Annotated in this window: 22 protein-coding genes; 7 read left to right on the top strand and 15 right to left on the bottom strand. The window is 68.1% G+C overall.

Going from position 1 to position 22,042, the window contains the following annotated elements:
* Window position 1: 1 nt before the first annotated feature.
* The 7 genes from D0B54_RS22690 to D0B54_RS22660 all read right to left on the bottom strand — a co-directional run bounded on the left by D0B54_RS22690 (window position 2) and on the right by D0B54_RS22660 (window position 7,708).
* The gene (locus D0B54_RS22690; RefSeq protein ID WP_117294437.1) at window positions 2–799 is read right to left on the bottom strand and encodes an enoyl-CoA hydratase-related protein; all 798 of its coding nucleotides are present in this window, start codon (window positions 797–799) and stop codon (window positions 2–4) included.
* 14 nt (window positions 800–813) lie between these two features.
* Window positions 814–1,953, bottom strand: a complete 1,140-nt coding sequence (locus D0B54_RS22685) for an acyl-CoA dehydrogenase family protein (RefSeq protein WP_117294435.1) — start codon at window positions 1,951–1,953, stop codon at window positions 814–816.
* 10 nt (window positions 1,954–1,963) lie between these two features.
* Complete coding sequence (locus D0B54_RS22680) at window positions 1,964–2,650, bottom strand: acetoacetate decarboxylase family protein (RefSeq protein ID WP_117294433.1); 687 nt, start codon at window positions 2,648–2,650, stop codon at window positions 1,964–1,966.
* A 153-nt stretch (window positions 2,651–2,803) separates the two neighbouring features.
* Window positions 2,804–3,571 (bottom strand): SDR family NAD(P)-dependent oxidoreductase, encoded by a 768-nt coding sequence (locus D0B54_RS22675; RefSeq protein WP_117294431.1) that lies wholly within the window; start codon window positions 3,569–3,571, stop codon window positions 2,804–2,806.
* Window positions 3,568–5,250, bottom strand: coding sequence for a GMC family oxidoreductase (locus tag D0B54_RS22670; protein ID WP_117294430.1), 1,683 nt, complete (start codon window positions 5,248–5,250; stop codon window positions 3,568–3,570). Before D0B54_RS22670 ends, D0B54_RS22675 begins: the two co-directional genes overlap by 4 nt.
* A 12-nt stretch (window positions 5,251–5,262) precedes the next feature.
* Window positions 5,263–6,195 (bottom strand): alpha/beta hydrolase, encoded by a 933-nt coding sequence (locus tag D0B54_RS22665; RefSeq protein ID WP_117294427.1) that lies wholly within the window; start codon window positions 6,193–6,195, stop codon window positions 5,263–5,265.
* Window positions 6,196–6,205: 10 nt separating this feature from the next.
* On the bottom strand, window positions 6,206–7,708 hold the full coding sequence (locus D0B54_RS22660; RefSeq protein WP_117294425.1) for a flavin-containing monooxygenase: 1,503 nt from the start codon (window positions 7,706–7,708) through the stop codon (window positions 6,206–6,208).
* A gap of 116 nt (window positions 7,709–7,824) precedes the next feature.
* Between D0B54_RS22660 and D0B54_RS25105 the strand changes: the two genes are divergently transcribed.
* Window positions 7,825–8,841 (top strand): AraC family transcriptional regulator, encoded by a 1,017-nt coding sequence (locus tag D0B54_RS25105; RefSeq protein WP_117294423.1) that lies wholly within the window; start codon window positions 7,825–7,827, stop codon window positions 8,839–8,841.
* Window positions 8,842–9,058: 217 nt separating this feature from the next.
* On the opposite strand, the gene D0B54_RS22650 is transcribed toward D0B54_RS25105, so the two are convergent.
* Entirely contained in the window at window positions 9,059–9,670 is a 612-nt protein-coding gene (locus D0B54_RS22650) for a TetR/AcrR family transcriptional regulator (RefSeq protein WP_162932639.1), read from the bottom strand.
* Window positions 9,671–9,791: 121 nt separating this feature from the next.
* Between D0B54_RS22650 and D0B54_RS22645 the strand changes: the two genes are divergently transcribed.
* Window positions 9,792–10,691, top strand: coding sequence for a metal-dependent hydrolase (locus D0B54_RS22645; RefSeq protein ID WP_205527215.1), 900 nt, complete (start codon window positions 9,792–9,794; stop codon window positions 10,689–10,691).
* Window positions 10,692–10,717: 26 nt separating this feature from the next.
* Here D0B54_RS22645 and D0B54_RS22640 read toward each other — a convergent pair whose 3' ends face one another.
* The 7 genes from D0B54_RS22640 to D0B54_RS22610 all read right to left on the bottom strand — a co-directional run bounded on the left by D0B54_RS22640 (window position 10,718) and on the right by D0B54_RS22610 (window position 16,937).
* Window positions 10,718–11,455 carry a hypothetical protein gene (locus D0B54_RS22640; protein ID WP_117294419.1) on the bottom strand — a complete coding sequence of 246 codons (738 nt, stop codon included), beginning with the start codon at window positions 11,453–11,455 and terminating at the stop codon, window positions 10,718–10,720.
* Between the two features lie 207 nt (window positions 11,456–11,662).
* Window positions 11,663–12,460, bottom strand: coding sequence for a 5'-3' exonuclease H3TH domain-containing protein (locus D0B54_RS22635; RefSeq protein ID WP_162932638.1), 798 nt, complete (start codon window positions 12,458–12,460; stop codon window positions 11,663–11,665).
* 19 nt (window positions 12,461–12,479) lie between these two features.
* The gene (locus D0B54_RS22630) at window positions 12,480–13,259 is read right to left on the bottom strand and encodes a crotonase/enoyl-CoA hydratase family protein (RefSeq protein ID WP_117294415.1); all 780 of its coding nucleotides are present in this window, start codon (window positions 13,257–13,259) and stop codon (window positions 12,480–12,482) included.
* Window positions 13,260–13,506: 247 nt separating this feature from the next.
* Window positions 13,507–13,974 carry a DUF6691 family protein gene (locus tag D0B54_RS22625; protein WP_117294413.1) on the bottom strand — a complete coding sequence of 156 codons (468 nt, stop codon included), beginning with the start codon at window positions 13,972–13,974 and terminating at the stop codon, window positions 13,507–13,509.
* Window positions 13,971–14,402: a YeeE/YedE family protein gene (locus D0B54_RS22620; protein ID WP_117294411.1), complete on the bottom strand. Its 432-nt coding sequence runs from the start codon at window positions 14,400–14,402 to the stop codon at window positions 13,971–13,973. Before D0B54_RS22620 ends, D0B54_RS22625 begins: the two co-directional genes overlap by 4 nt.
* Before the next feature lie 25 nt (window positions 14,403–14,427).
* Window positions 14,428–15,375, bottom strand: coding sequence for a hypothetical protein (locus D0B54_RS22615; RefSeq protein ID WP_117294409.1), 948 nt, complete (start codon window positions 15,373–15,375; stop codon window positions 14,428–14,430).
* A gap of 17 nt (window positions 15,376–15,392) precedes the next feature.
* Window positions 15,393–16,937 carry an OmpP1/FadL family transporter gene (locus D0B54_RS22610; protein WP_117294407.1) on the bottom strand — a complete coding sequence of 515 codons (1,545 nt, stop codon included), beginning with the start codon at window positions 16,935–16,937 and terminating at the stop codon, window positions 15,393–15,395.
* Window positions 16,938–17,214: 277 nt separating this feature from the next.
* On the opposite strand from D0B54_RS22610, the gene D0B54_RS22605 reads away from it, so the two are divergent.
* From D0B54_RS22605 to D0B54_RS22585, 5 genes are all read left to right on the top strand, one after another.
* Window positions 17,215–17,721 (top strand): rhodanese-like domain-containing protein, encoded by a 507-nt coding sequence (locus tag D0B54_RS22605; RefSeq protein ID WP_117295466.1) that lies wholly within the window; start codon window positions 17,215–17,217, stop codon window positions 17,719–17,721.
* A 75-nt stretch (window positions 17,722–17,796) separates the two neighbouring features.
* The gene (gene epsC, locus D0B54_RS22600) at window positions 17,797–18,762 is read left to right on the top strand and encodes a serine O-acetyltransferase EpsC (RefSeq protein ID WP_117294405.1); all 966 of its coding nucleotides are present in this window, start codon (window positions 17,797–17,799) and stop codon (window positions 18,760–18,762) included.
* Entirely contained in the window at window positions 18,759–19,034 is a 276-nt protein-coding gene (locus D0B54_RS22595; RefSeq protein WP_117294403.1) for a helix-turn-helix domain-containing protein, read from the top strand. Before epsC ends, D0B54_RS22595 begins: the two co-directional genes overlap by 4 nt.
* Window positions 19,035–19,105: 71 nt before the next feature.
* A complete protein-coding gene (locus D0B54_RS22590; RefSeq protein ID WP_117294401.1) occupies window positions 19,106–20,032 on the top strand; it encodes a family 2A encapsulin nanocompartment shell protein in 927 nt (308 codons plus the stop codon).
* Window positions 20,007–21,929: a family 2A encapsulin nanocompartment cargo protein cysteine desulfurase gene (locus D0B54_RS22585; RefSeq protein ID WP_117294399.1), complete on the top strand. Its 1,923-nt coding sequence runs from the start codon at window positions 20,007–20,009 to the stop codon at window positions 21,927–21,929. Before D0B54_RS22590 ends, D0B54_RS22585 begins: the two co-directional genes overlap by 26 nt.
* Window positions 21,930–22,042: the final 113 nt, after the last annotated feature.

Raw genomic sequence — 22,042 nt, 5'->3', positions numbered from 1 at the left:
CCTAGCGACGGTAGACGGGTTTGCGCTTCTCGAGGAAGGCGTTCACGCCTTCGGTGAATTCGTCGTAGTGGCCGCACTCGCCCTGCAGCCTGCGCTCCAGCTGCAGCGACTCGGGCAGCGTGCTCGCATCGCTGGCATAGACCGCCTGCTTGATGCGCTCCAGCGCCGCGGCCGGTCCGTTGGCCAGCTTGTGCGCGATCGCCATCGCGGTCGGCAGCAGTTGCTCGTCGTCCACCACGTCCCAGACCAGGCCCCAGGCCAGCGCCTTCTCGGAGGACAGCTTCTCGCCCAGCATCGCCATGCCCATGGCGCGCTGCTGGCCGACCAGGCGCGGCAGCAGCCAGGTGCCGCCGGCATCGGGGATCAGGCCGATGTTGACGAAGGCCTGCAGGAAGTAGGCGGAACGCGCGCAGACCGTGATGTCGGCCATCAGGCCGAGGTTGGCGCCGGCGCCGGCGGCAATGCCGTTGACCGCCGAGATGATCGGCTTGGGCAGTGCGCGCATCTTCAGGATCAGCGGGTTGTAGTAGTCCTCCAGCGCCTGCCCGGGGTCCAGGCGGCCCTGCGCGTCACGCGGCGTCATCGCCAGTGATGCGGCGAGGTCGGCGCCCGAGCAGAAGGCCTTGCCCTCGCCGGTCAGCACGATCGCGCGCACGGCGGCATCGGCAGCGGCGCGGCTGAACGCGGCGTCCAGTTCGGCCAGCATCTGGCCGGTGATCGCGTTGTACACCTTGGGGCGGTTGAAGCGGACGACGGCCACGCCATCATCCACTGCGTAGAGGATTTCCTGGTAGTCCATGTTCCCTGCGCCTCTCAATCGAGCGTCGCGCGCGCGATGATTTCCTTCATGATCTCGGAGGTGCCGGCGAGGATGCGGTGGATGCGTTCGTCCTGGTACATGCGGCAGATCGGGTATTCGTCCATGTAGCCGGCGCCGCCGTGCAGCTGCACGCCCTCGTCGACCATGCGGCCCTGCAGCTCGCTGGTGAAGAGCTTGGCGCGCGAGGCGTCGGTGGGATCGAGCTTGCCGAGGTTGTGCTGTTCGACGCAGCGGTCGACGTAGACCTGGGCGATGTCGATCTCGGCGTCGAGCGCGGCCAGCTTGAAGCGCGTGTTCTGCATCTTCGACAGCGGCTTGCCGAAGACCTTGCGGTTGCGCACGAATTCTTTGGTGACGTCCATCGCGGCGCGCGCGCCGGCAAGGTTGCCGCAGGCGGCGATCAGGCGCTCCTCGGCCAGGCCCTTCATCAGGTGGTAGAAGCCGGCATGCACCTGGCCCAGCACGTTGGCCTTGGGCACCTTCACGTCGCGGAAGAACAGCTCGGAGGTGTCCTGCGACTTCATGCCCATTTTCTTGAGCATGCGGCCGCGCTCGAAGCCTTCCATGCCGCGTTCCACCAGGAACAGCGTCACGCCATGCGCATTGTCCGGATGGGTCTTGGCGGCGACGATGACGATGTCGGCGAGGATGCCGTTGGAGATGTAGGTCTTGGAGCCGTTGAGCAGGAAGTGGTCGCCCTTGTCCTCGGCGCGGGCCTTCATGCCGGCGAGGTCGGAACCGGCGTCGGGCTCGGTCATGGCGATGGCCAGGATCTTCTCGCCGCTGATGATGCCGGGATAGAGACGCTGCTTCTGCTCCTCGGTGCCGAAGTGCTCGAGGTAGGGCGCCACCAGGCGGCTGTGCAGGGTGATGAAGTAGCCGCTGTCGCCGTGCGTCGCGTTCTCCTCGATCAGGATCTGCTCGTAGCGGAAGTCCTTGATGCCCAGGCCGCCGTACTGCTCGTCGGCCCACATGCACAGGTAGCCCGCTTCGCCGGCCTTCGTGAAGGCCTCGCGATCGACGATGCCGGCCTCGCGCCAGCGCTCGGAGTGCGGACGGATTTCGGTCTGGAAGAACTTTCGCGCGGAGTCGCGGAACATCTCCATGTCGGAGTCGATGGCGGGACGTTTCATCGTGAGAACCTTAGCGTTGGATGATCTTGGAAACCGGGAAGGTCATGCGGAACCGCGGGATCGCCACGGTCAGCACGGCCCTGGCGCGGCCGAGGTTCGGGAACATAGCCGGGTCGGCCTTGGCGCGCATCGTCCGTGCGGGCTTGACCCAGCCGCTGGCCGAGGGCGTGTAGACGAAGGTCTTGCCCTCATGGTGCTGACCCAGGGTGCGGAAGCGCTTGGGGATCAGCGCGCCCAGGAAGGGAATCCAGAACGGATAGCTCTTGAAGTCCAGTTCGGCGAAGACCTTGCCGTTCCTGGACACCGCGACGCGGTCGAGGCCGTTGTCGCCGTAGCGCACGTCGAAGTCCGCCACGTCCTTGGGGATGCCCCAGTTGCGCTGGCCGTTGACCACGCTGTCCATCGAGGACACGAAGATGCGGCTGATCGACAGGTGGCGCTGGCCGTCCTCGAAGGGGAAGCTGCCCGGGATGAACAGCAGCTCGTGGTAGGGCCCCACGTCCGAACTCTGGTAGTCCACGAACATCAGCCAGCCATAGGCCGACTTGCCGCGCTTGCCCAGCAGGGATGGCAGCAGGAAGCTGTCCTGCACCTTGCTGTCGGGCGAGAAGCGCAGCATCGCGATGTAGCCGCGGCCGACCAGTTCCCAGGGCGCAGGGGCATCGGTGACGACGGGCGTGGGCAGGGGGGCGTTCATCGTTAAACCTTTGTTCAATTGGGATCGTGGGGGACGCAGGTCTGGTGCTTGAAGCGGGTGTCGTAAGCGGGTTCGGTTCTGACTTCTGCGGCAATCGCTACGCCAGGATCCCCACGCCTCCTGGCGTGGGGCCCCTCCACGCTACGATTGCCTTTACTTCGGTGCCATGCGCAGCGCGCCGTCGAGGCGGATGGTTTCGCCGTTGAGCATGATGTTCTCGACGATCTGCACGGCGAGCTGCGCGAACTCCGCCGGGCGACCGAGGCGCGGGGGGAAGGGCACGGACTTGCCCAGCGCTTCCTGTGCGGGCTGCGGCAGGCCGGCCATCATCGGGGTTTCGAACAGGCCCGGGGCGATCGTCACCACGCGGATGCCGAAGCGGGCGAACTCGCGCGCCAGTGGCAGCGTCATGCCGACCACACCGGCCTTGGAGGCGGCGTAGGCGGGCTGGCCGATCTGGCCGTCATAGGCTGCGACCGAGGCGGTGTTGATCACCACGCCGCGCTCGCCGTCGGCGCTCGGCGCGGCCTGGCTCATGGCCCAGGCGGCGAGGCGGATGACGTTGAAGCTGCCGGTGAGGTTGATGTTGATCACGCGGGCGAAGTTGGCCAGCGCCTGCGGTCCTTCCTTGCCCAGGGCCTTCTCGGGGGTGCCGATGCCGGCGCAGTTGATCGCGCCATGCAGGCCGCCCATCTCCTTGACGGCCACGTCCACGGCCTTTTGTACCTGCTCCTCGTTGCTGACGTCCACGCGCACGAAGCGCGAGCCGTTGCCCAGCTCGGCGGCCAGGGCGGTGCCGGCGGCCTCGTTGAGGTCGGCGATCAGCAGCTTGCCGCCGCGCGCGGCCAGGGCCTGCGCGGTGGCCGCGCCGAGGCCGGAGGCGCCGCCGGTGACGATGAAGACGGAATTTTCGATTTTCATGGGATTGAGGCTTCCAGTGAGGAGTTTGCGGTGTCGCGCGAAGCCTGCCGCAAATGCGAGCGGTTCGCACCACCCCTCAGGATGAGATCGGCGCCTTTTTCGCCAATCATCGTCGCCGGCGCATTGGTGTTGGAGCCGTTGAGCGTCGGCATGATCGAGGCGTCGACCACGCGCAGGCCCTCGATGCCGCGCACGCGCAGCTGCGGGTCCACCACCGCCATGTCGTCGGTGCCCATCCTGCAGGTTCCCACCGGGTGGAAGTTGGAGCCGGCATTGCGGCGCACCCAGTCCTCCAGTTCGGCGTCGCTCTGCACCGCCGGGCCGGGCGACAGCTCCACGTCGCGATGCGGGTCGAAGGCGCGTTGCGCCAGGATCAGCCGCAGGGCGCGCACGCCCGCGACCAGGCGGCTCACGTCGCGCTGCTGGCTGAGGAAGTTGCCGTCGATCAGCGGCGGCGCCAGCGGATCGGCGCTGTGCAGCGCCACGCGGCCGCGCGCCAGCGGCCGCAGGTCGCAGACGAAGGCGATGTAGCGGTAGCCGAACATCGCCGACAGGCGGAAGCCGTTCTCGACGTTCGCGGTCGGCGCGAAATGGCACTGCAGGTCGGGGATCGGCTCGGCCGGCGCGGACTTGAAGAAGCCGCCGGTCTCCACCACGTTGCTGCTCAGCTCGCCGCGGCGCAGGAACAGGTACTGCAGCAGGCTCCACAGCGTGCGCAGCAGCGAGGCCGGGTGCCAGGAGATCGGCGCGCGGCTTTTCGCCCGGGTCTCGACGATCACGTCGAGGTGGTCCTGCAGGTTCTCGCCGACGCCGGGCAGTTCGTGCTTCACCGCGATGCCGTGCTTCTCCAGCTCCGCCCTGGGGCCGATGCCGGAGAGCAGCAGCAGCTGCGGCGACTGGAAGGCGCCGGCGGACAGGATCACCTCGCGCTGCACGCGCAGTTCCTCGTCGTGGCCGCCACGGCGCAGCTTCACGCCGACGGCGCGCTTGCCCTCGAGCAGCAGCTGCATGGCATGGGCGCCGGTGAGGATCGTCAGGTTCGGGCGGTTGCGCACCTCGTCGGTCAGGTAGGCGCGGGAGTTGCTGCAGCGCTCGCCGTCCTTCTGGAACACCTTGAAGGTACCGAAGCCTTCCTGCTCCATGCCGTTGAAATCGTCGTTGCGCGAATGGCCGCACTGCTGCGCCGCCTCGATGAAGGTCTCGCTCAGCGGGCTGGTGTAGCGCCGCTCGGACACGCTCAGCGGGCCGTCATGGCCGTGATAGGGGCGGTCGCGCTCGGGCAGCACCGCGCTGTAGTTCTCGGACTTGCGGAAGTAGGGCAGCACCTCGTCGTAGGACCAGCCCTCGCAGCCAAGCTCGGCCCAGTGGTCGTAGTCCCAGGCGTGGCCGCGGGTGCAGACCGTGGCGTTGATGCTGCTGCTGCCGCCCAGCACCTTGCCGCGCGGCTGGTGGATGCGCCGGCCGGCGCAATGCGGCTGCGGCTCGGTCCAGAAGTTCCAGTTGGCGAACCAGCCGCGCACCAGCGCGACCACGCCCAGCGGCATGTGGATCAGCGGGTTGCTGTCGACCGGGCCGGCTTCCAGCAGGCAGACGCGCGCCTGGCCGTCGGCCGAGAGGCGGTTGGCCAGCACGCAGCCGGCGGAGCCGGCTCCGACGATGATGTAGTCGTACTCGTCCATGGTCGGCTCCGGTTACACGGCGCGGCGGCGGCGCGGCGCGGGTGCGGCGGTCAGGATTTCCACGGCGAACGCGGCGAGCTTGCCGATCGCCTCGTCGGCCTCGCGCATCACGCCGGCCTGCAGGTGGAAGTCGTGCCACAGGCCCGGGTAGACCTGCAGCGTCACCGGCACCTTGGCTTGCTGCAGCGCCTTCTCGATGCGCAGCGTGTCGTCCAGCAGCACTTCGTCGCTGCCGCTCTGGATCAGGATCGGCGACAGGCCGCGCAGGTCGGCGAACAGCGGCGAGCACAGCGGATGATCGGTGGGCACACGGCCGACGTAGGCCGCGGCCCAGCGCTGCAGCCCCGGCTGCGACAGCATCGGGTCATGCGCGGCGTGGCTGACCATGGTGGCGCCGCTGCAGCCGAGATCGGTCCAGGGCGAGATCAGCAGCAGTGCCGGCGGGGCCGGCAGGCCGGCGTCGCGCAGGCTCAGTGCCGTGGCCAGCGCCAGGCCGCCACCGGCGGAATCGCCGGCCAGGAAAATGCGCTCATGGCCCTCGTCGAGCAGCGTGCGATAGGCCGCCACGGCGTCGTTGAGGGCCGCCGGATAGGGGTGTTCCGGCGCCAGCCGGTAGTCCAGCGCGAACACCGTCAGGCCGCTGGCCTTGGCCAGCGTGGCGCTGAGCGGCCGGTGCGAATCCAGCGAGCCGACGCAATAGCCGCCGCCGTGCAGGAACAGGATCGCCGCGCCCTGCGCCGCTGCGCCCTCGAGTTGCAGCGTCTCACCCGGCGCGGCACCGAGCATGCGCGGCGTCACCTTCACCTCGCGCGGTACACGCGTGGCGATGCCCGCGGCCTTCAGCAGGCGGCGCTGCATGCGCACCGGGACCGAGGGCCCCAGCACCGGCTTGAGCGTCAGGCGGACCAGCAGGCGCAGCACACTGCGCGTGAAATTGCCGGACATGGACGGGTCCTCAGGCTGCGCGGGACAAGGAGGCGGCGGGTTCCTGCGTCGCCGTGCGGTAGGCGGCGAAGTCGGGCTGCGCGGTGCGGCGGCGGAACTCCAGCATCGAGCCCACCCAGTTGTTGGTGTTGCGGCCTTCGGCGGTCTTGTACCAGCTCTGGCAGTTGCCGGCGTAGGTGGTCTGCGAGCTGCGCAGCTGGATCTCCTCGCGGTAGGCCACCTGGGCTTCGGTGCGCAGGTCGGCATAGCGCCAGCCCTGCCGCAGCTGCGCCTGCGCCATCTGCGCGATGTAGCGCTGCTGGCATTCCAGCATGTGGATGATCGAGCCGGAGCCGACGTTGGTGTTGGGCCCGTAGAGCATGAAGAAGTTGGGGAAGCCGGCGACCGACATGCCCAGGTAGGCCTCGGCGCCGTCCCTCCAGGTCTGGCGCAGGTCCTGCCCACCGAGGCCGCGCACCTGCATCGGTGCGAGGAAGTCGGTGGCGGTGAAGCCGGTGCCGTAGATCAGCGCGTCGACCTTGCGCAGCTTGCCGTCGGCGGTGATCACGCCGTCCTCGGTGACCTCGCGGATCGCGTCGGCCACCACTTCCACGTTGGGGCGCACCATCGTCGGCAGCCAGTCGTTGCTCAGCAGGATGCGCTTGCAGCCCACCGGGAAGTCCGGCGTCAGCCTGGCGCGCAGCTGCGGATCGCGCACCTGGATGCGCAGGTGCGTCCTGGCCAGCAGCGTCACCAGCTTCTCGACCCACTTGTTGCCGTTGTAGGCGTAGGCCAGCGTCTCGGCGACGAAGAAGATGCGCCAGCGGTCGATGTCGTGAAGGATCGGGAAGGTCTTGAGCAGCCACTGCGTGAACGGACCAAAGGCCTTCTCGAACTTCGGCACGAACCAGCCCGGCGTGCGCTGGAACACGTGCAGCTTCTGCACCTGCTTGGCGATCTCCGGCACGAACTGCACTGCGCTGGCGCCGGTGCCGATCACGGCGACGCTCTTGCCCTTGAGGTCAAAGCCATGGTCCCAGCGTGCCGAGTGGAAGGCCTTGCCCTTGAAGCGCTCCAGCCCCGGCAGCTTCGGATAGGCCGGACGGTGCAGCTGGCCCACGGCGCTGACCACCTGGCGTGCCTGGATGCGCTCGCCACCGGGCAGCTGCAGCGTCCACAGGCCGCTGGCCTCGTCGAATTCCGTGGCGCTGATCTCGGCATTGAAGCGGATGTGGCGACCCAGGCCGTACTTGCGCGCTACGTGGCGCTGGTACTCCAGGATCTCGGCCTGCTTGCCGTAGCGGTAGGCCCAGGGGTAGTGCGGCTCGAAGGAATAGGAATACAGGTGCGAGGGAATGTCGCAGCCCGAGCCCGGGTAGGTGTTCTCGCGCCAGGTGCCGCCGACCTCGTCGGCCTTCTCGAAGATCGTGAAGTTCTCGATCCCGGCCTGCTTCAGGTAGTAGCCCATGCCCAGGCCGCCGAAGCCGGCGCCGATGATGGCAACCTGCAGCGGTGCGTTCGTGGTGTTGGCCATGGTTCTCCTCGTCGTTTTAAACCAGTGGAGCGGATCATGGCGGCGCCCGCCCCGGGGGTGGATGACGCGCACGGCCATTACATTGATAATTCCGGCCACGTCCCCTGGTCAAGAATATGCCCTACGAACAGGTTCGTCGCAGCGTCGTCAGCGTCCAGCTGCTGGTACAGCTGGCGGCCGAGCACGGCCTGCAGGCCGCCGCCGCCTTGGAAGGCAGCGGCATCGGGACGGGAGTGCTGGCCGATCCGCAGCAGGAAATCACCGCGGCGCAGGAGCTGCGCGTGGCCGGCAACCTGGTCGAGGCGCTTGGACATATCCCGGGCCTGGGCCTGGAAGCGGGCCTGCGGTATCACCTCTCCGCGTATGGCATCTGGGGATTCGCCCTGCTGTCCAGCCCCACCTTCCGCAGCGCCGCCGACATCGCCCTGCGCTACCTCGACCTGAGCTACGCCTTCGTGCGCTTCGGCCTGCGCGAGCAGCGCGGCCAGCTGCAGGTGCTGATGGACGACCGCGACATCCCGCCCGACACCCGCCGCTTCCTGCTGGAGCGCGACTTCGCCGCCTTCATCAACATGGTGCGCGAGCTGCGCCCCGGCGGCCTGCCGGTACTGGGCGCGCAGTTCGCCTTCCGCCGCCCGGCCTACGCCGGCCGTTATCGCGAGATGCTGGGTGCCGAACCGCTGTTCGATGCCGCCGAGAACAGCGTCTGGCTCGACGCCGCCTACGTCGATGCGCCGCTGCCGCAGGGCAACACCGTGATGGCGCGCATGTGCCTGGAACAGTGCAGCCAGCTGCTGGCGCGCCGCCAGGTGCGTACCGGCGTCGCCGGCAAGGTGCGCGACCGCCTGCTGCGCAATCCGGGCGAAATGCCCGGCATCGAAACCGTGGCCGAGGAGATGCACATGGCCGTGCGCAGCCTGCGCCGGCGCCTGGTGGAGGAGGACACCTCGTTCCGCGCCCTGGTCGACGAAGTGCGCCAGGCCCTGGCCGAGGAACTGCTGACCACCGCCAAGCTGAAGCTGGAGGAGGTGGCCTACCGCCTGGGCTACTCCGAGCCGGCGGCCTTCGTGCACGCCTTCAAGCGCTGGAAGGGGATATCGCCGATGGCCTACCGGGCGCAGCGGCTGGGGTGATCCCTCGTCGGCGAGCTCAAGAAAATCAAAAGCTTGTTCAGGCGCCCCAATAGAAAAGGCCCGCAGCCGGGGGAGGACTGCGGACCTTGGGGGGTGCGGAGGTCTGGGGGAACCTCCTGGGAGACCGAAGGGGGTGATCTCTTGGGAACAGAGTCTACGGATGAAAACCGAACGCTGGCTGAATGAATCCCGGTGCTTGTCAGGCTGGCGGCGGCGCTCAGCCCGCGGCGCGCAGTTCGCCCTGCAGGCTGTGCTCCACCATCAGCGCCAGGCCTTCGGCGATGTCGTCGAAAGTGAGCTGCGGCTTGGGGTCGGACAGATAGCGCACCACCGCGGCGACGCCGCCGTGGATGAACAGGTAGCTCATCGCCGGCAGCCGCTTCAGGCGCATCAGCTCGGGGTGGTGCATGACGAACTGCATCGCCAGGTCCAGCAAGGCCTTGTCGATGCGCGCCAGCTGCTTCTGGATGTCCATCTGCACGACATGGCGTGCGCAGCGCAGGTAGCGGCCATCGTTGCGCTCCAGCAACTCGCGGAAGTTCTTCGCCAGCACCAGCACGGCCGAGCGCACGTCCAGGCGTGCCGCGACGGGCGTCGAGGCGCGGATCGTCGCCACCACGTCGGAGGCCAGTTGCTCGCTCATGGCCGCGAAAATCTCGTTCTTGTCCGAAAAATACTCGTACAGCGATCCGATACCGACCCCGGCGAGATCGGCGATGCCGCGCGTGGTACAGCCCTTGAGGCCGTCTCGTCCTAGGGCGATAAATCCTGCGGAGACAATGGCTTCCACCGTTGCCTTGGCGCGTTCCTGACTGGGTTTCCTGGGCATTTCCCGATCCGAATTGAATCCGAACATTTGCTCGGAATAGCCTTGACCAAGTGCCGGGAGAAGTCAACGCGGGTCACGCAGCGCCGCTCCCGGCGACCCGGACATCGAACAGGAGTCACCCGTGAGCCGTATCGCCGCCGACATGAAAGCCGCCGCCCGCCTGCCCGCCGGAGCGCGTGTCGGCATCCCGCCGCGCCATATCGACTTCCGCGTGCCGGAGCATCCGCCGCGCTATCCCTTCGCCGACAACGCGCTGGTGACCGCCTTCCATGCCGTGCTGTCCGGCATCTTCCCGCCGGGCGAACGCTTCTTCGCCGAATCGGTACGGCGCTACCGCGACCGCATCACCGACCCGACGCTGAAGGCGCAGGTCTCGGGTTTCATGGGGCAGGAGGCGATCCACGGCCACGAGCACGAAAAGCTCAACGAGCATTTCAAGCAGCATGGCTTCGACACCGCGGTGCCGGACCGCATGATCCGCGGCGGCCTGTGGTTGCTGGAGCGCCTGCCGCCCAGCCAGCAGCTGGCCTGCACCGGCTTCATGGAGCACTTCACCGCGCGGCTCGGCCAGCTGCTGCTGACCGACGAAAGTTTCATCCGCCAGACCGATCCCGAGATGATCAAGCTCTGGCAATGGCACGCGCTGGAGGAACTGGAGCACAAGGCCGTGGCCTTCGATGTCTACGAGGCGATCGGCAATCGCGAAATCGAGCGCCGCCTGGCGATGCCGCTGGTGGTGGCGGCGCTGTTGCCGCCCATCGTCCTCAGCTGGGCCTGGCTGGTGCTGCGTGATCCGCAGGCCGGCCAGCTGCGCGAGCATGCGCGCGGTCTGCGCCTGCTGCTGGGGCGCGAGGGCTTCGTCACGCGCATCCTGCCGAAGATGGGCGTGTTCTGGCGCCCTGGCTTTCACCCGGCCAAGCACGACACCCGTGCCCTGGTCGAGGAATGGCGCCAGCGCCTGTTCGGCAGCGACGGCGTGCTGCGCGACCAGCTCCGCAACCGCGAGATGCTGGCGGCGTAGATCGCGCAGCGCGAATCCCGGAGCCGTTACTCCTTGGCCGGCAGGCGTGGCGGAGTAACGGCCAGGTTGTGCTTCAGCGATTGCACCACGACGGTAAAGGTCCGCTTGCCGTCGCTGATCGTGGTCTTGTAGGGCAGCACGACGCCGTCGATCTTCCGGTAGTCGCTGAATGTCGTGAAGGCTTTGACGGGCGGCTTGTCCTTCTCGAAGGCGAAGCCCTCGACCTGGAGCAGCAGGCCGCTCCCGGCGTCGAGGCGCCAGATCTCCTTCTCGCCGGTGCTGGCGGTGAGTTCCAGGACATGCACCGGCGTTCCTTCCAGTTCGGCGTCAGGCAGGCGCTTGCGCTGCGGATACCAGCTCGGGAGCTTGAGATGCCAGTCCAGGCTGTGCCCGCGGAGCGTGCGGGCCAGTTCGTTGCCCTGGAGGGCTTCGATCTTGCTGCCGTCGCGCTTCCAGCCGGTATGGCCGTCGTACCCGCTGCTGCTGGATGCGGCCAGCATGCTGGCCTCATCCAGGAAGAGGTTCGGCTGGACCAGGGTCGACTTCAGGCTTGCGCTCAGCCATCCCATCGACAGCTTCGACTCGGTCGTACGGTTCTGGATGCGCGCCAGGTTGGCGCTGCCGCCGCTGGCCTCGACATGGGCCTGCAGGATGTCATCCGCGCTTGCCGATTCGCCCGCCGCGGCGGCCGCGCGACACGGCCCCGCTGCAAGCGTCGTGAGGACGAAAGCGAGGCCGACGGTTAGCAGTCCATGCAGTTTCATGTTTGGGGCCGATCATTCCTGGGGCAGGTGCTTCAGGGCCGGGGGCCCTGGAAACGGATGGCAGATCGCCGGTGCACCGACCGGCCTGAGAGCAGGCCGCGACCAGGACGATTCTCCCTTCGCGAAGCAAGGCTAAGGCAGGGGCCGTGATTCGTCCCCTCCCCGGTTTAGGGGGGCGCCGGACAGGTCCCGCAGCGGCGATCGCGGTCACTCATCGCGTCCGACCCCATCACCTGCACGCAGGTCGGCCCATGACAGGCCAATCGACACGTCGGTCTTGAACTGGACCAGTGCCTGCGACACCAGGGCCATTTCGCGATCCCGCATGACCTGTCTTGCCACTTTCTGGATCGAGCGGCTTTCGAGAATCCCCTGCAGGGACTTGAACTCCCGCAGGAGCTTCACGGCCGTGACGGGACCAATCCCCTTCACCCCGGGAATGTTGTCCGTCTTGTCGCCCACCAGGGCCAGGTAATCCTGGATCAGGCCCGGCTCGATGCCGAACCTGGCGAGCACCCAGGCGGCGTCGCGGTTGACGTTGGTGAAGTGGTCGTAGACGGACACCGAGGGGCTCAGCAAGGCACAGAGATCCTTGTCGGTGGAGAGAATGGTCATGGCCCCGCGATTCCGCTGCTGCCAGCGCAGGGCGAGCACGGCGATCGCGTCGTCCGCCTCGATGTCGGGCACGCTGACCGTTCGCAGCCGCTGAGCCTCCAGTTCCGTGCGCAAGCTCTTCATGAGATCGGCCAGGCCATCGGGGGAGGGGCCCCGGTCCGCCTTGTATTGCGGATAGAGCCGGTGTCTCCAGTTCTGGCCGCTGGCATCGAAAACCGCTACGGCATGCGTATGGGGATGGTTCTCGCGCGCCCTTCGGAAAGACCCCCGGCAAGACCGGAGCGTCTCCGCGATCTGCGTTGCCGGATCTTCCTGCTTGATCGCGGCATGAATCCTCCGGACCAGGTTGTTTCCGTCGATGACCAGCAGGTGTTCGGAGGGGATCGTCATCGGGTATCCGTTCCGCGGATCAGCGTCCCTTGAACACCGCGGCGCGCCTTTCCATGAACGAGCGCACGCCTTCCTGCGCATCCTCGCTGCCCATGACCCGTGTCATGTCGTCGAACAGATGCCTGGCCGCAACGGCTTCTCCGTCCGTGTGCGCCAGCCGCGAGGATTTCAGGATCGCGCCGACGCCCAGCGGAGCGGCGGCCGCGATCCTGTCGGCGATGGCCCTGGCCGCAGGGTATTGCTCGCCCGGGGGCACGACTTTCTGCACGAGCCCGGTGCGGTGCGCTTCCGCCGCGCTCCAGGCCTCGCCTGTCAGCAGATACTGCTGGGCATTGGACCAGCCCATCTGCTGCGGCAGGCGCAGCGTGGCGCCGCCACAGGGATAGATGCCGCGCTTGACCTCGAGCATGGCGAACTGCGTGTCCTCGGCGGCGACGCGGACATCCGTGGTGAGCAGGATCTCGACCGCCCAGGTATAGGCGTAGCCCTGCACCGCGATGACCACCGGCTTGCGGCAACGCGGGCCTTTCAGGCCGAACATGTCTATTCCGCCTTCCGGGATCGGGAAGCCCTTGCCCGCGGCGAAGATCGGTGCCCACTTGTCCAGTTCGATGCCGGCGCTGAAGTGCTTGCCTTCGGCGTGGATCAGGCCGACGCGGAGGTCGTCCGAGCGATCCAGTGCTCCCAGGGCGAGGCAGATGTCGTCATACATCTGCGGCGAGAGCGCATTGAGCTTCTCCGGCCGGTCGATCCTGATCTCCAGCACATGTCCGTCAATGGTGGTCTTGATGTGGGACATCGCGGGGTCCTTGGCTTGGACGCCGCAGGGCGTCGGGACCGATATGGTAGCGGCGGGGCTCATGCCGCGCGTCGCGCTGGAGGGCGCGGACCTTGAGGCCGTGCAATCAAACCAACCCCTGCCCCCGACGCGGGGAAGGGGCGTCGGGGGCGGGAGCGGGAAACCGCATCGGGGTGTTGCGCCCCGACCGGGCACTATCAGTGCCGAATGTCGCGTTTGTCCATGACGCGAAGGCCAGCCGGCGCTGTCAGCGCTGCGCGGGCAGGCCGGCGCCGGCGGGGTCCACCGCGATGCGAGGAGCGAGGAAGCGGCGCGACAGCAGGATGCCCAGGCCCATCGCGGCGATGAAGGCCAGCACCGGCAGGCTGCCGCTGGAGCCGACCACCAGGGCCGGGCCGGGGCAGAGGCCCGACAGGCCCCAGCCGGCACCGAACAGGGCGGCGCCACCGACCAGGCGGGCGTCGATCAGGGTCCGGTTGGGCAGGGTCAGCGGCGCGCCGGCCAGCGTGGTCTGGTGGCGGCGGGCCCAGGCGAAGGCGGGCAGGGCGGCCAGGATGGCGCCGCCCATGACGAAGGCCAGCGCCGGATTCCATTGGCCGGTGATGTCGAGGAAGGCACGGACCTTGGCCGGGTCGGTCATGCCGGACAGGATCAGGCCGAAGCCGAACAGCAGGCCGGCGGCGCCGGCGGCGAAAATCTGCTTGTTGTTGCTCATGCCGTGACTCCGAAGCCCAGCGCGACGACGATCATCGCCACGCCCATGAAGGTCAGCACCGCCACCAGGCTGCGCAGCGAGAAGTTGGCCAGGCCGCAGACGCCGTGGCCGCTGGTGCAGCCGTTGCCCAGCTGGGTGCCGACGCCAACCAGCAGGCCGGCGCCGATCAGGGCGCCCCACTGCGGCGTGGCCAGTGCGCCGCCGAGCTGCAGCGGCTGCACCAGGCGCCACAGCCAGGGCGTGGTCAGCAGTGCGAGCAGGAAGACGACGCGCACGCGGTCGGGGGCGGTGCTGAGCGCGTTGCCGAAGATGCCGCTGATGCCGGCGATGCGGCCGCTGCCCAGTAGCAGCAGCGCGGCCGATCCGCCGATCAGCAGGCCGCCGGCCAGCGAGGCCAGGGCGTCCGGGAGACTGAAGACGATGCTCATGTGATCCTCCGCTTCCTTCGCTTCCCTAGAAGCTGAAGCTTTCCTTCTTGCCACCGCTGACCTTGGCCAGCAGTTCCTCGATGGCGCCGGGGCTGCTCATCAGCTTGCCGAAGGTCACCATCGTCAGGTCAGGATGCCAGACCGCCATGCGGAAGCGCATGTGCAGGGCCTTGACCTGCTTGCCGTCCACCAGCAGGGTGTAGGGCAGGTAGGCGGTGGTCTTGATGCTGAACTTCTGGTCCACCGTGTCCTGCAGGATGTGCTTGTCGTTGGCGCGCGGGTCGGTGACCTGGGCGCGCGACACGCCGAACAGCGTGCGCTGGCCCGGCAGGTCGAGACGGTAGACCTTGGCGGCGCCGCCGACCTGCTTCTGCAGGTTGGCTTCCACGGCCTTCACCGCGGCTTCGTAGCTGGCGTGGCTGCCGAGGTCGTAGGTGTCCTCGAAGGTTTCCATGCCGACCATGTAGCGGAAGTCGCGCAGCTGCTCGGCCGTGCGGCCCTCGTCGGCGCCGAAGCTTTGCTGGCTGCCCAGGGTCTTGGCCAGGGTCTGGGCGACGCCGCCCAGGTCGGTGGACAGGCGGTAGGCGGCGGCCTGATAGCGCGGGTTGAGGTAGCTGACCTGCAGCTTGCCGTCGACCGTGGTGAAGCCGACGTGGATCGTGGCGCCGAAGGCCGACAGCGCCGGCCTGGCGGCGGCGGCCTTCAGTTCGGCATGGGTCACGGCGACGACGTGGGCGCCGGGGTAGGGGGCGTATTCGCCGATCACCTCGAAGCCGGCGGCGGCGAGCTTGCCTTTCACCGCGGCCACCTCGGCCTCGAGCGCGGCGGCGGTGGTGTAGGCCAGCACGTAGGGCTTGAGCAGCTCGGCCGACCAGGCCTTGCCGGTGCTGAGCACCAGGCCGAGCACAGCGGCGGCGAGGACGGCGAGCGTGTCGCGCAGCAGGCGCGGCGCGGTATGACGGAGGATGTTCATTGGGGATACCGGGGTTTTCAGAAGCGGTAGTTGAAGCCGAGCGTGATCTCCCACTGGTGCATATCGATCGATATGTCCTGATCCTGCGGGTCGGCGTCGAAGGCATTTTCCAGCGCCGGGCTGCCGCCGGCGGCGCCGCCGGCGAGAATCTGGACCAGGTTCGCCTCGACGTTGCTCAACGGGTTCTTGCCGCGCACCGGATTGTCCGGCGCGTACATCGCGGCGAGGTCGAAGCCGACCGCCTTGGAATACTGGTAGCTCAGGCCCGCGGTGAAGTGCTTCTCCACGACGGCCGGCGCCAGGATGTTGAACAGCACCTCGTTCTCGGGGATCGGCTGGCTCCTAGCGAAGCTGTAGCCGGCGCGGAACTTGAACGCGGCGAACTTGTACTGCGCGCCGAACTTGTAGACCTGCACGTCCTCCCAGCCGAAGCCGGGGCCGTTGGCGGCGCCGAGGCAGGCGCTGCTGGGGGCGTCGCTGCCGACGATCGGGATGATGCCGTTGAGCAGGCGCGGCAGGGCGCAGTCGTTGACGAAACGGTTGGGGTCCAGCGGGTTGCCGACCGAGGCCACTTCGCTGAAGTTGATGCGCTGGTAGTCCACCGCCAGGCGCAGGTTCTCGCTGGGATGGAAGGACAGGCCGACGTTCCAGGTCGAGGGAATGTCGAAGTCGCCTTCCTCGGCGAACAGGCCGGCATAGTCCTTCAACTCGGTCATGCGCACCCGCGTCTGGTAGGACGCGCCGATGCCCACGCCGGGGATCACACCGGTCAGCACGCCGACGCGGCCACCATAGCCGTAGGAGCGGTCGTAGCCGTTGTCGGTGACCTTGTCGGGCGCGTTGGAGAACGGCGCGAAGGCCTGCAGGCCGTCGGCGCGGAAGCGCTGGCCGGCGAGCAGCGGCGAAATGCCGATCGAGCTGCGCTCGCCGATCTTGAACGAATAGGTCGGCACGATGAACAGCTGGATCAGGTTGACCGAGGCGGCGCCGCGGGCGTTGCCGCAGAAGCCGATCGGGTCGGCCGCGCCGGCCACCGGCGCGCCGCCGCCGAAGGTGCCGCCGCACTGGGTGGCGAAGGTCAGCGGGCCCAGGCCGAAGCCCTGCCCGAACTGCGCCGTGTTGCCCTGGTACTCGGTGTTCATGCCACCGTTGCCGTAGACCGCGATACCCCAGCTGGAGAAGTCGTCGATGCGGCGGCTGTAGGCGAAGCCGGGGATGTAGAACAGGTCGTTGTCGCTCTTCACCGTGGCCGGGTCGATGGCGATGATGCCGATGTTGGCGTCCTCACCACGCGCGTAGCTGGTGTAGTCGCGCACCGGCGAGAACACGCTGATGTTGACGTCGACGCGGTTGCCGACCCAGACCAGGCCGGCGGGGTTGATCGTGGAGATCAGCGCATCCTCGGTCAGCGCGGTGCCGGCACCGCCCATGGCGCGCTGCGAGGCGCTGTAGCCATGGGCGAAGTAGCCGTTGGTGGCGATGGCCGGCAGAGGCAGCGTCAGTGCTGCGAGCGCGGCGAAACGACGCCAGCGCGGGTGCCGTGAAGTGGATTCCCCAAACATTTCAAATACCCCGGGCCTGAACAATTAGTTGTAGGCGCAAGGTATTCGGGGGCGACCCCAAAGTAAAAGAATATCGGATTGTATTTATATGCCGGGCATCCGGAGGCATGGCGGCGATAGGCAGGAATCCGGGCGATCGTCGCCAAATTCCTGATCCGCCTACTTATAACGGAATGGAATTTAGACCTGAATTTATATTAGTTAGAGATTGGGCCCGGGACGTCTAGGATGCTGGCCATGTCGTCCGATCATGGACGCAACCGCCAGAGAGGTCACCATGTCCGCCGCCATCCAGTCCCAGGTCGCCAATGCCTCGGTTCCGCCGGTCGTCGTCGGCGATCCGTCGCATCCGTCGCTGATCGATGCCCGCGCCCGTGCACAGGCCTTGGGCCTGTCCTACGCCGGCGGCATCGAACCGGTGGAGGCCTGGAGCCTGTATTCCTCGGGCCTGGCCGTGCTGGTGGATGTGCGCACCGCCGAGGAGCGCAAGTTCGTCGGCCACGTACCCGGCAGCCTGCACGTGGCCTGGGCCACCGGCACCTCGCTGATCCGCAATCCGCGTTTCGTGCGCGAGCTCGAGGCCAAGGCGCCGAAGGGCGCGGTGCTGCTGCTGCTGTGCCGCAGCGGCCGCCGCTCGGTGCTGGCGGCGGAGGCGGCGACCAAGGCCGGCTTCGGCAGCGTGTTCAACATCCTCGAAGGTTTCGAGGGCGAGATCGACGAGCACAACCGTCGCGGCGCCCGCGGCGGCTGGCGTTCGCACAGCCTGCCCTGGATCCAGGACTGAGCGTGGCCGCGGTCGTCGGACGGAGGAGGGGGCGATGAACAAGCACCGCGGGCATGGCCCGCTGCCGGAGGCTGCATGAGCCGCCATGACGTCGTCGTGGCGCCGCTGGCGGCCGCACAGCACTGGGACCTGGAGCGTATCGTCGGCGAACTGCACCAGGTGCGCAGCCGCTGGCGCGAGGCGAGGCACCGCAACCGCGAGTTCGGTGGCCGCGAATTCCCCTCGCGCGAGGCCCTGCAGGCGATCGCCGCCGGCCTGCGCGGCGCCCTGTTCCCGATGCGCCTGGGCCCGGCCGACCTGCGCCAGGAAAGCGAAGACTTCTATGTGGGCTATACGCTGGACGCGGCGCTCAATGCGCTGCTCGAGCAGGTACGCCTGGAGCTGACCTACACCGCGCGCCACGAGCAGCTCGGCACCGCCGACGTCGAACAGCGCGCCGTGACGGTCGTGCGCGAGTTCGCCGCGGGGCTGCCGCGGCTGCGCGGCCTGCTGGATTCCGACGTCGAGGCGGCCTATCGCGGCGACCCGGCAGCGCGCAGCGTCGACGAGGTGCTGCTGTGCTACCCGGGCATCCTGGCGATCATCCATCACCGCCTGGCGCACCAGCTCTATGGCCTGGGTGTGCCGCTGCTGGCGCGCATCCTGGCCGAAATTGCCCACTCCGAGACCGGCATCGACATCCATCCCGGTGCGCGCATCGGCGAAAGCTTCTTCATCGACCACGGCACCGGCGTGGTGATCGGCGAAACCGCCGTGATCGGCGAGCGCGTGCGCCTCTACCAGGCGGTGACGCTGGGCGCCAAGCGCTTCGAGACCGGCGAGGACGGCGTCCTGCAGAAGGGTGCGCCGCGCCACCCGGTGGTGGAGGACGACGTGGTGATCTACGCCGGCGCCACCATCCTCGGCCGCATCACCATCGGCCGCGGCTCCAGCATCGGCGGCAACGTCTGGCTGACGCGCAGCGTGCCCCCCGGCAGCCAGGTCACGCAGGCGCGTTCGCAACAGGAATCGGCAGCAACCGACATCAAGGGAAGCACATGAGCAGCAATCTGGAAAGACAATTCGGCCAGGTCATCCGCGCGGCGCGCAAGCGCCAGGCCTGGTCGCAGGAGCGGCTGGCCGAGGCCGCCGACCTCAACCGCAGCTACCTCGGCGAGATCGAGCGCGGCGTGGTCAGCCCCTCGCTGGCGACGATCCGCAAGCTGGCGCTGGCGCTGGGCTCGCCGATCGCCGCGCTGATCGAGCACAGCGAGCGTGCGGTCATACCGCCGCGCGTCTATGAAGCGCAGCTCAATGGTGGCGATAGCCTGTAGAAGGCGCCCTCATATCCGGCGAATCTAAGCTTATACCGCTTTCGCTTTTCCTTCCGCAGGAGTGATTCCCCATGGCTGATACAACGCCCCCCCAGACCCTGGGCGAGAGTGGCGCGCGCCAACTTGCCAATGCCACCAAGACGCCGGCGCAATACTCGATCATCACGCCGCGCTGGCTGGTGCACCTGCTGCAGTGGCTGCCGGTGGAAGCGGGTATCTACCGCGTCAACAAGGTGCGCAACCCGGCCGACATCCGCACCGCCTGCACCGCCAAGGAATCCGGCGAGCTGCCCGATTCCTTCGTCGACTACGAAGAGCATCCGCGCGAGTATTTCCTCAACGCGCAGACCACCAAGCTCAACATCAACACGCGCGTCTCCGACCTCTACTCCAGCCCGCACGATCAGATCAAGGAACAGCTGCGGCTGACCATCGAGACGATCAAGGAGCACCAGGAAAACGAGCTGATCAACAACCCGGACTACGGCCTGCTGGCCAATGTCGTGGAGAGCCAGCGCATCTTCCCGCTCAGCGGCGCGCCGACGCCGGACGACCTGGACGAACTGCTGACCAAGGTCTGGAAGGAGCCGGCTTTCTTCCTGACGCATCCGCTGGCGATCGCCGCCTTCGGCCGCGAGTGCACCCGTCGCGGCGTGCCGCCGCCGACCGTGAGCCTGTTCGGCGCGCAGTTCCTGACCTGGCGCGGCATCCCGCTGATCCCTTCGGACAAGGTGCCGGTGGCGGACGGCAAGACCAAGATCCTGCTGCTGCGCGTGGGTGACAAGCGCCAGGGCGTGGTCGGCCTGTTCCAGCCCGGCCTGCCGGGCGAGCAGAGCCCGGGGCTGTCGGTGCGACTGATGGGCATCGACCGCTTTGCCATCGCTTCCTACCTGATCTCGCTGTACTGCTCGCTGGCGGTGCTGACCGACGACGCAGTGGCGATCCTGGACGAGGTGGAAGTGAACAAGTTCCATGACTACCCCGACACCTACAAGTGATCTTGCAGCGTCCGGCGCGACGGGGCTTCCCGATATCGCGGCACTGACACGCCTGGCCAACGAGCTGTTCAGCGCCGCGCCTGGGGGCCAATGGCCGACGGCGCCGGCGCGCCCCGCCGCTCTTGGCACGCCGCCGCTGCCGGGAGTGCCGACGCTGCCGCAGGGCAACCCGCTGCCCTTGGCCACCAGCCTGCCGGCCACGCCACCCTTCCCGGTGTCGCAGCCGGCCGCCGCGGCCGCTGCGGCGCCGCCCTCGGCGATCACGCCGCGGGTGTTGCCGACGCAGGCGCAGTCCGCGGACCTGCATGGTTTCAACACGACCCTGGCGCCGGCGCTGCCGCATGGCGGCGGCGCGTCGCAGGGCGTGCCTGAAGCGTATGCCGCCGGCATCCCGGTGGTGACTCCGCTGCCGCTGCCCACCGACGGCGCCCTGCCGGGCGCGCCGGTGTCGCCGCCGTCCACGCCTTACTACTTCCTGGGCGAGGCCAGTGGCTGGCCCTCGTCCGCCGCCCCGCCGGCGGCGGTGCCGACAGTGCCGGACTTCGCCGTGCCTGCGGGCCTGGATGCCGGCCACCGCCGCGAACCCGCCGCGGCTGCGCCCGCGGCGCCGCAGTACTATTTCACCGAGTCCGCCCAGCCGCGCGCGCGCGGTACGCCGGCGGTGCCGGAAGGTCGCCGTCACTTCGACGTGCAGGCCGTGCGCCGCGACTTCCCGATCCTGCAGGAGCGCGTCAACGGCCGTCCGCTGGTGTGGCTGGACAATGCCGCCACCACGCAGAAGCCGCAGGCGGTGATCGACCGCCTGGCGTATTTCTACGCGCACGAGAATTCCAACATCCATCGCGCAGCCCATGAACTGGCGGCCCGTGCCACCGACGCCTATGAGGGCGCGCGCAACAAGGTGGCGCGCTTCCTCGGCGCCAGCTCGCCGGAGGAGATCGTCTTCGTCCGCGGGGCCACCGAGGCGATCAACCTGGTGGCGCAGAGCTGGGGTCGCCAGCATGTCCGCGAGGGCGACGAGATCATCGTCTCCCACCTGGAGCATCACGCCAACATCGTGCCCTGGCAGATGCTGGCGGCGGAGAAGGGCGCCAGGCTGCGCGTGATCCCGGTCGACGACAGCGGCCAGGTCCGTCTCGACGAATACCAGAAGCTGCTGAGCGACCGCACCAGGATCGTGTCCGTCACCCAGGTGTCCAACGCGCTGGGCACCATCGTGCCGGTGCAGCAGATCGTCGAGATGGGCCACCGCGCCGGCGCGAAAGTGCTGATCGACGGTGCGCAGGCGGTGTCGCACCTGCGGGTCAACGTGCGCGCGCTGGATGCCGACTTCTACGTCTTCTCCGGGCACAAGATCTTCGGCCCCACCGGCATCGGCGTGGTCTACGGCAAGCGCGAGCTGCTGGAGCAGACCCAGCCCTGGCAGGGCGGCGGCAACATGATCCAGGACGTGACTTTCGAGAAGACCGTCTACCACGGTGCGCCGGCGCGCTTCGAAGCCGGTACCGGCAACATCGCCGACGCCGTCGGCCTCGGCGCGGCGCTGGACTATCTCGAGCGCCTGGGCCTGGAGAACGTGGCGAGCTACGAGCACGACCTGCTGGAGTACGCCACCAGCCTGCTGCTGCCGATCCCCGGCCTGCGCATGATCGGCACGGCGAAGGAAAAGACCAGCGTCATGTCCTTCGTGCTGCAGGGCTACCAGACCGAAGAAGTGGGCAAGGCGCTGAACGAGGAAGGCATCGCGGTGCGCTCCGGCCACCACTGCGCCCAGCCGATCCTGCGCCGCTTCGGAGTGGAGGCCACGGTGCGTCCCTCGCTGGCGTTCTACAACACCTGCGAGGAAGTGGAGCTGCTGGCCAAGGTCGTGCAGCGGCTGGTGCGCGCGCGGAGTTAAGGCATCGTCATACCGGCTTACGCCGGTATGACGGTTGGCTCTGACCTGGATCGAAAGAACCTCCGGGCGGGTCTCGCGCCACGCTTTCGGACGAGGTAAGGCGCCCTCTCGCC

The sequence above is a fragment of the Solimonas sp. K1W22B-7 genome (assembly GCF_003428335.1).
GTDB lineage: Bacteria > Pseudomonadota > Gammaproteobacteria > Nevskiales > Nevskiaceae > Solimonas_A.
This window is presented reverse-complemented; position numbering and strand designations above follow the sequence as displayed.